This window comes from Mesorhizobium sp. M7A.F.Ca.CA.003.01.2.1 (assembly GCF_003998945.1).
Taxonomy (GTDB): Bacteria; Pseudomonadota; Alphaproteobacteria; order Rhizobiales; family Rhizobiaceae; genus Mesorhizobium; species Mesorhizobium ciceri.
In genome coordinates this window covers 1-2,299 of sequence record NZ_RZRA01000898.1, presented here as the reverse complement: position 1 = coordinate 2,299, position 2,299 = coordinate 1, and the positions used below count along the sequence as shown (strand labels likewise).

Here is a 2,299-nt window from a genome sequence, read left to right as displayed (position 1 = left end):
GAACAGAAGAAGATGAAGGCGCGCCTCTGGTTCGAGGCGCTGCGCGAACGCATCTGCGCCACCTTCGAGCAGATCGAGCAGGATCTTGGCGGGCCGCTGGCCTCGTGGTCGCCCGGCCGCTTCGAAAAGACGCCATGGGAACGTGACGAGGGGCGCGGCGGCGGCGGCACCATGTCGATGATGCACGGTCGCGTCTTCGAAAAGGTCGGCGTCCACACATCGACCGTCCATGGCGAGTTCTCACCCGAATTCAGGAAGCAGATGCCCGGTGCCGAGGAAGACCCGCGCTTCTGGGCATCCGGCATTTCGCTGATCGCGCACCCATGGAATCCCAACGTTCCGGCCGTGCACATGAACACGCGCATGGTGGTCACATCCAGCCAATGGTTCGGCGGCGGTGCCGATCTGACACCGGTGCTCGATCGCCGCCGCACCCAGGACGACCCCGACACGGTCGCCTTCCACCGCGCCATGCAATTCGCTTGCGAGAAGAATGTCGCGGTGGCCGATTACCCAAAATTCAAGGCCTGGTGCGACGAGTACTTCTATCTGTCGCACCGCAACGAGCCGCGCGGCACCGGTGGCATCTTCTTCGACTGGCTGCATTCGGGTGAGGACAAGGGCGGCTGGAATGCCGATTTCAACTTCGTCCAGGATGTCGGCCGCGCTTTTCTCGTCGTCTACGGCCACCTTGTGCGCGCCAACTTCAACGAGAACTGGACCGATGGCGACCGTGACGAACAGCTCATCCGCCGCGGCCGCTACGTCGAATTCAATCTGCTTCACGATCGCGGCACCATATTCGGACTGAAGACCGGCGGCAATGTCGCCGCCATCCTCTCCAGCCTGCCGCCCGAGGTCCGCTGGCCGTAACAAAATGGTGAGCCCGGCGTGAGCCGCATTGATGTCCCATTCGCTCGAATTGGGCATGGAATGTGGCACACGGTGCGGCGAAAAATTTCTTTTTCGTCTAATAGGCTCTTGAAAAGACTGGTCTATTTGTGGCGCGGGGTCGGGAAGCGCCGGCGGTTCGCCTGCGCGCAATTTCAGGAAAGTGCGAAACGGCTTTCCGACCGGAATTGCGTCAAGACAAAGCGAGCCGCGACCCGACGCGACCGGACGGCCCAAGACGACGCGGGACATCTTCGTCAAAAAGATACCCGCCTTTCCAGGAGTACTTCGCAATGCGCAAGATCATTGTTTCGGCGGCCGCCGCTGCCCTTCTCGCTTCCGGTTCGGTGGCGTTCGCCGCCGTCAAGCACACCACCGGGACGATCAAGACCTTTGACACGACGGCCATGAGCCTGGTCCTCGACGATGGATCGTCTTTTACGCTTCCCAAGACCTTCAAGGATCCTGGCCTGCAGGTCGGTGAAAAGGTCCGTGTCTCATGGGACATGAGCGGCAAGAAAAAGATTGCCGAGGCTGTCAAGATCGCCAAGTGAAGGCCTGCCCGCCAAAACGGGACGAGACGAGGGCGGAGCGATGCTGCTCCGCCCTTTTGCCGTTGACGGCAACCAATACCACCCCATCTGTGTTATGCTTCTCACCCGTTCGCGGTCCGCGGTTTCAACCCTGGAACCGGACATGGGCCAAAAAAGTGCCGGAGCCTCGACCAGGCTCCACGGAGAAAAGGAGAAATCTCATGAAGGAATTTCACTGCGGGTCGCTCGTGCCCGGCTGTGACTGGCACACACGTGCCGACGAGGAAGCCGAGGTCATGCGCCGTGCCGTCGAGCACATGCGCGAGACACATGGTGAGACGGTCATCCGCGAGACGATGATCGAGGCGATCCGTTCGCGCATCGAAAAGACCCGCGACGCGGCCTGATCTACCCGGCCTGCAAGGCTTCGGCGGCGCGCTTGAGGAGCGCGTCGCGATCAGGGGCAAACCCGGCTTCGACCCATTCCGCTTCGAGATTCCTGAGGATTTCGCCGAGTTTCGGGCCTGGAGTTGCGCCGAGCGCCGTCAGATCGGCACCTTTCAGCGGAAACAACGGCTTTTCCCATTTGGTGGCGAAGCCAAGCAGGCGCGAAAAGCCACCGGCTTCGAGCAGCGCCTCATTGTCCTCGACGGCGCGCATCCTGGCTGCCGCAAGCGACAGCCGCAGACGGTCGACAAACCCCTGCCGGTCGCCGCGATAGAGCCTTTTTGCCAGTTCGCCCTCGGTCGTCTTCGGCTCGACGGCGGTGGCGAGCGCCCATTGGCGCAGGCGATCCGCTTCGGCGGTCGAGAGTTTGAGCCGCTCGGCGAGCGACTTCATGCGAGCGGCATCGGGCGGCACGATCGCTTCCAGTC

3 protein-coding genes and 1 pseudogene are annotated in these 2,299 nt (G+C 62.1%); 3 read left to right on the top strand and 1 reads right to left on the bottom strand.

What is annotated here, in order from left to right:
* From hemF to EN969_RS27345, 3 genes are all read left to right on the top strand, one after another.
* On the top strand, positions 1 to 873 hold an 873-nt coding region (hemF, locus tag EN969_RS27355), incomplete at its 5' end, for an oxygen-dependent coproporphyrinogen oxidase (protein WP_245467521.1).
* Positions 874 to 1,184: 311 nt separating this feature from the next.
* Positions 1,185 to 1,445, top strand: a complete 261-nt coding sequence (locus EN969_RS27350; protein WP_013529973.1) for a DUF1344 domain-containing protein — start codon at positions 1,185 to 1,187, stop codon at positions 1,443 to 1,445.
* A gap of 200 nt (positions 1,446 to 1,645) precedes the next feature.
* The gene (locus EN969_RS27345; RefSeq protein WP_013529972.1) at positions 1,646 to 1,831 is read left to right on the top strand and encodes a DUF1059 domain-containing protein; all 186 of its coding nucleotides are present in this window, start codon (positions 1,646 to 1,648) and stop codon (positions 1,829 to 1,831) included.
* Position 1,832: 1 nt separating this feature from the next.
* Here EN969_RS27345 and EN969_RS27340 read toward each other — a convergent pair.
* A pseudogene (locus tag EN969_RS27340) lies at positions 1,833 to 2,299 on the bottom strand (CCA tRNA nucleotidyltransferase); the annotation flags it as partial.

Excerpts from the sequence above, each read along its gene's own strand:
- EN969_RS27350 (WP_013529973.1), top strand. The coding sequence starts at position 1,185 with ATGCGCAAGATCATTGTTTCGGCGGCCGCCGCTGCCCTTCTCGCTTCC.
- EN969_RS27345 (WP_013529972.1), top strand. The coding sequence starts at position 1,646 with ATGAAGGAATTTCACTGCGGGTCGCTCGTGCCCGGCTGTGACTGGCAC.